The sequence below is a fragment of the Amaricoccus sp. genome, assembly GCF_017995835.1.
Lineage (GTDB): Bacteria > Pseudomonadota > Alphaproteobacteria > Rhodobacterales > Rhodobacteraceae > Amaricoccus.
The window spans coordinates 1-5,047 of record NZ_JAGOID010000156.1; the positions used below are offsets into that span (position 1 = coordinate 1).

The following is a 5,047-nucleotide window of genomic DNA, read 5'->3' on the forward strand; positions in this document are numbered from 1 at the left end:
CCTCGGGGCGACTCGCCGCCGAGCGCGGCGGCGAGTCGCCCCGAGGTCAGCCCCTCGATCCGGGCGAGGCGGTCGAGATCGTCATCGCTGGCGACGAGCGGCGAGAGGACGGGGGGCTTGTGCCAGGAGCTGGCGATCAGGCGCACGGCGCCGAGGATCGGGCCGTCGTGGACCCCGAGCCTCACGCGCCGCCCCGCAGCGCGTCGACGTAGCCGCGGGTGGCGAGAATGGCCGGCAGGCCGCCGGCGAGCATGCGAGCGACAGGCGCATGGCCGCCGAACATCCGCCCGGCGTTCGGACGCTTCGGCCAGGCGTCGGCGAGTTCGTCCGAGAAGTAGAGATGGAGCGCCTTGTAGAGACCGACGAGCCCGCTGGCGCGCAGCATCTGGTCCTGCCCGAGCCGGCCGGCCCAGCCCGGCGTCTTCATCCGCGCCCAGGTCCGTGTCGAGACCCCGGCGAGCCCCGCGGCCTCGTCGCCGGTCAGCCGCCAAGCGGCGGCGACACGTCGCAGCGCCGTCAGCGCGACGCGGGCGTCCGCCTCGGGATCGTCCGCCACGTGCGCTGCGTAGAGAGGTTGAGCGATGGCCGTCACGCGCCATCCTTTCTGCCATCTGCCCGGAAGTTGGGGGACAGATGGCAGAAAGTCAATGCCGGGTCGGTCAGTGGCAGGCGGGTCCGGACAACGATTGACTTCGCCGACGGCGGCCGCAGGATACCGGCGGCGGGCAACGAGCAAAATGAGCCCGAGGAGGATCCGATGGCGCCGACACCCGCCCCCGCGGCTCTCGCGGGGCCGCGCCTGCGCGGGCTCGCGGCAGCGCTCTTTCCAGGCTTTCTCGTGTCCGTCGTGGTCGCGGTCGCGGCGCAGTTCCTGTCCGACCACTACGGCGCTCCGGCGCTCCTGATGGCGCTCCTCATCGGCATCGCCTTCCATTTCCTCGCCGAGGAGGGGCGCTGCGTCGCCGGTATCGAGGCGACCGCGCGCCATGTGCTGCGGTTCGGCGTGGCGCTCCTCGGCGTGCGGATCAGCGTCGACCTACTGATCGGACTCGGAGCGCAGCTCGTCACGCTCGTCGTGGCCGGCGTGATCCTCACCATCCTCTTCGGCCTCGTCGGGTCGCGCATCCTAGGCCGCGGCTGGCGCTTCGCGCTCCTGACCGGCGGGGCGGTGGCGATCTGCGGCGCCTCGGCGGCGATGGCGATCGCCGCCGTCCTGCCGCGCAACGAGCATTCCGAGAGCAACCTCATCTTCACCGTGCTCGCCGTGACCGTGCTCGGCACGCTCGCGATGATCACCTATCCGCTCGTCGCCGCGCTCGCCGGCCTCGATCCGCAAGATACCGGCGTCTTCATCGGCGCCACCATCCACGACGTGGCGCAGGTCGTCGGCGCGGGGTTCTCGATCTCGGATGCGGCCGGCGAGACCGCGACGCTGGTCAAGCTCATCCGCGTCACCATGCTCGCCCCCATCGTCCTGGTCTTCTCGCTCGCGATCCGGGCGTCGGGCCCGGCCACGGCGACCGGCGGCGAACGCCCGCCCCTCGTGCCGGGCTTCGTGCTGGCGTTCCTCGCGCTCGCGGCGGTGAACTCGCTCGGGCTGGTCCCGGCGCGCGTGTCGGACGTCGCCGGAGACATCTCGCGCCGGGCGCTGGTGGTCGCCATGGCCGCGGTCGGCATGAAGACCTCGCTGCGCACCATCCTCGACGTGGGCGGACAGGCGATCACCCTGATCGTGGCCGAGACGGTCTTTCTTGTCGGCTTCATCCTCCTCGGGCTCAGGTGGCTGGGGTGAGCCCGCGTCCGCCCCCCCTGGCCGGAGCCAGGGCAGGGTACGACCGGCGGCGCGGCGCTTGCGTGCGGCGGGCCCGCGATGCTAGAGCCGGCCGAAAGCGACGCCGGACGGGGCCGGCGAAGGGAGCCCGGCGCATGACGGAACGGCCGACAAGCATTGACCGCGAAGGACTTCTCGCCTGCGCGCGGGGCGAGATGTTCGGCCCCGGCAATCCGCAGCTCCCCATGCCGCCGATGCTGATGGTGGACCGCGTCACCGAGATCTCCGCCGATGGCGGCCCGAACGGCAAGGGCCACGTCGTCGCCGAGTACGACATCAATCCCGACCTCTGGTTCTTCGCCTGCCATTTCGTCGGCGACCCGGTGATGCCGGGCTGCCTCGGGCTCGACGCGCTCTGGCAGCTGACCGGGTTCAACCTCGGCTGGCGCGGAATGCAGGGTCGCGGCCGGGCGCTCGGGGTCGGCGAGGTGAAGTTCACCGGCATGGTCACGCCGAAGGTGAAGCTCGTCGAGTACCGGGTGAACTTCACGCGCGTCATCGACCGCAAGCTCAAGCTCGGCATGGCCGACGGCGAGATGCGCGCCGACGGCGAACTCATCTACACCACGACCGAGATGAAGGTCGGACTGTTCCAGGAATAGAGGGAGGCGCCCATGCGCCGCGTCGTCGTCACCGGCCTCGGCATCGTCTCCTCCATCGGCAACAATGCCGAGGAGGTCGCCGCGTCGCTCAAGGAGGGCCGCTCCGGAATCAGCTTCGCGCCCGAATACGCCGAGCACGGCTTCCGCAGCCAGGTCCACGGGCGCCCGAACCTCGATCCGACCGAGCACGTGGACAAGCGGCAGATGCGCTTCATGGGCGACGGGGCCGCGTTCAACTACATCGCCATGGAGCAGGCGATCGCCGATGCGGGGCTCGATCCCTCCGACGTCTCGAACGAGCGGACCGGCCTCATCATGGGTTCCGGCGGCCCGTCGACGAAGAACCTGTTCGAGGCGCACCGGCTCACCGTCGAGAAGGGCAGCCCGAAGCGGATGGGGCCGTTCATGGTCACCCGCTGCATGTCCTCGACCAACTCCGCCTGCCTGGCGACGCCGTTCAGGATCAAGGGCGTCAACTACTCGATCACCTCGGCCTGCTCGACCTCCGCGCATTGCATCGGCAACGGGGTGGAGCAGATCCAGTTCGGCAAGCAGGACATCGTCTTTGCCGGCGGCGGCGAGGAGCTCGACTGGACGCTCTCGTGCCTCTTCGACGCCATGGGGGCGATGAGCTCGAAGTACAACGACACGCCCACGACGGCGAGCCGGGCCTACGACGCGACGCGCGATGGGTTCGTGATCGCCGGCGGCGGCGGGGTGGTGGTGCTGGAGGAGCTGGAGCACGCGCTGGCGCGGGGCGCGAGGATCTACGCCGAGGTCACGGGCTACGGCGCGACCTCGGACGGCTACGACATGGTGGCGCCCTCGGGCGAGGGCGGCGAGCGGTCGATGCGGCTGGCGGTCGCGACCCTCGGCAACCGCAAGGTCGGCTACGTCAACAGTCACGGCACCTCGACCCCGGTCGGCGACATCGCCGAGGTCGAGGCGATCCGCCGGGTCTTCGGCGAGGAGGCGATGCCGAAGATCAGCTCGACCAAGAGCCTGACCGGCCACAGCCTCGGGGCGACCGGCGTGCAGGAGGCGATCTACTGCCTGCTGATGCTGCGCGACGACTTCGTCACCGCATCCGCCAACGTCACCGAACTCGACCCGGCGCTCCGGCCCGGCGAGATCGCGACCGAGCGGATCGACAACGCCGGGCTCGACACGGTGATCTCGAACTCCTTCGGGTTCGGCGGCACCAACGCCACGCTCGCCATGAGCCGCTTCCATGGCTAGCGCCGGGCTGATGACCGGCAAGCGCGGCCTCGTCCTCGGGGTCGCCAACGACCACTCGATCGCCTGGGGCATCGCCAGGGCGCTGGCGGCGCAGGGGGCCGAGATGGCCTTCACCTACCAGGGCGAGGGCTTCGGGCGGCGGGTGATCCCGCTGGTCGAGAGCCTCGGCGCCAGCATCGTCGTGCCGGCCGATGTGCTCGACGCTGCAAGCCTCGACGCGGTGTTCGCGCGGCTCGCCGAGCAATGGGGCCGGCTCGATTTCCTCGTCCATGCCGTCGCCTATTCCGACAAGGCCGAACTCGACGGGCGCTTTCTCGACACCAGCCGGGCGAACTTCCTGAACTCGCTCGACATCTCCTGCTACAGCCTCGTCGACCTGACGCGGCGGGCGGCGCCGCTGATGACCGAGGGCGGATCGATCGTCACGCTCACCTATATCGGCGCGCAGCGGGTGACGCCGAACTACAACGTCATGGGCGTCGCCAAGGCGGCGCTGGAGGCGAGCGTGCGCTATCTGGCCAACGACCTCGGCCCGCAGGGGATCCGCGTCAACGCGATCAGCCCCGGCCCGATGCGCACCCTTGCGGGCGCCGCCATCGCCGGCGCGCGCAAGGTCTATCGCGCCGCCGAGATGAACGCGCCCCTGCGCGCCAACGCCACGCTCGATGCGGTGGGCGGAACGGCGGTCTATCTGCTCTCCGACCTCGGGGCCTGCACGACGGGCGAGATCATCTTCGTCGACGGCGGCTTTCACACCCTCGGCATGGCGCAGGTGGAGAACCTGTGAACCGCTTCGTCACGCCCGACGGGCTCGGGCTCGCCTGGGAGGAGGAGGGCGCGGGCCTTCCGCTCCTCTGCCTGCCAGGCCTCACCCGCAACGGCTCGGACTTCGACGAACTCGCCGCCGCGCTCGGCGGCCGGCGCCGGCTGATCCGCCTGACCCTGCGCGGCCGCGGCGCCTCCGACCGCGATCCGGACTGGACCCGCTACGCCGTCCCGGTCGAGGCCGCCGACGTGATCGCCTTCCTCGACCATCTCGGGCTCGACCGGGTGACCATCGTCGGCACCTCGCGCGGCGCCATCATCGCCATGGTGCTCGCGGCGATGGCGAAAGAGCGGCTGGCGGGCGTGCTGCTCAACGACATCGGCCCCGATCTCGATCCCGAGGGCCTCGCCGCCATCATGAGCTATCTCGGGATCGCGCCCCGGGCGAAGACCCTGAAGGAGGGCGCCGACGCACTGGCGCGCCGCATGGGCGAACGCTTCCCCGGGCTGGCGCGCGAGAAGTGGCTCTCGCTCGCCCGCCGCTGGTTCGACGAGACCCCGGACGGGCTCGCGCTCAACTACGACCCGCGCATCCGCGACGCCTTCGAGG

6 protein-coding genes and 1 pseudogene are annotated in these 5,047 nt (G+C 70.9%); 5 read left to right on the forward strand and 2 right to left on the reverse strand.

Annotation, left to right across the window (positions count from 1 at the left end; translation table 11 throughout):
* Positions 1 to 185 (reverse strand): annotated as a pseudogene (locus KBA23_RS15670) (hypothetical protein); the annotation flags it as partial.
* A complete protein-coding gene (locus KBA23_RS15675) occupies positions 182 to 583 on the reverse strand; it encodes an antitoxin Xre-like helix-turn-helix domain-containing protein (protein ID WP_290742876.1) in 402 nt (133 codons plus the stop codon). The gene KBA23_RS15675 and the pseudogene KBA23_RS15670, both read right to left, overlap by 4 nt.
* 174 nt (positions 584 to 757) lie before the next feature.
* Here KBA23_RS15675 and KBA23_RS15680 point away from each other — a divergent pair, with 174 nt between their 5' ends.
* The 5 genes from KBA23_RS15680 to KBA23_RS15700 all read left to right on the forward strand — a co-directional run.
* A complete protein-coding gene (locus tag KBA23_RS15680) occupies positions 758 to 1,792 on the forward strand; it encodes a YeiH family protein (RefSeq protein ID WP_290742864.1) in 1,035 nt (344 codons plus the stop codon).
* A 134-nt stretch (positions 1,793 to 1,926) separates the two neighbouring features.
* Positions 1,927 to 2,433: a 3-hydroxyacyl-[acyl-carrier-protein] dehydratase FabA gene (fabA, locus tag KBA23_RS15685; protein ID WP_290742867.1), complete on the forward strand. Its 507-nt coding sequence runs from the start codon at positions 1,927 to 1,929 to the stop codon at positions 2,431 to 2,433.
* Between the two features lie 12 nt (positions 2,434 to 2,445).
* Positions 2,446 to 3,672 (forward strand): beta-ketoacyl-ACP synthase I, encoded by a 1,227-nt coding sequence (gene fabB / locus KBA23_RS15690; RefSeq protein ID WP_290742870.1) that lies wholly within the window; start codon positions 2,446 to 2,448, stop codon positions 3,670 to 3,672.
* On the forward strand, positions 3,665 to 4,459 hold the full coding sequence (locus KBA23_RS15695) for an enoyl-ACP reductase (RefSeq protein ID WP_290742872.1): 795 nt from the start codon (positions 3,665 to 3,667) through the stop codon (positions 4,457 to 4,459). Before fabB ends, KBA23_RS15695 begins: the two co-directional genes overlap by 8 nt.
* A partial coding sequence (locus KBA23_RS15700; RefSeq protein WP_290742874.1) for an alpha/beta fold hydrolase occupies positions 4,456 to 5,047 on the forward strand: 592 nt, incomplete at its 3' end. The genes KBA23_RS15695 and KBA23_RS15700, both read left to right, overlap by 4 nt.

Excerpts from the sequence above, each read along its gene's own strand:
- KBA23_RS15695 (WP_290742872.1), top strand. The coding sequence starts at position 3,665 with ATGGCTAGCGCCGGGCTGATGACCGGCAAGCGCGGCCTCGTCCTCGGG.
- KBA23_RS15680 (WP_290742864.1), top strand. The coding sequence starts at position 758 with ATGGCGCCGACACCCGCCCCCGCGGCTCTCGCGGGGCCGCGCCTGCGC.
- fabB (WP_290742870.1), top strand. The coding sequence starts at position 2,446 with ATGCGCCGCGTCGTCGTCACCGGCCTCGGCATCGTCTCCTCCATCGGC.
- fabA (WP_290742867.1), top strand. The coding sequence starts at position 1,927 with ATGACGGAACGGCCGACAAGCATTGACCGCGAAGGACTTCTCGCCTGC.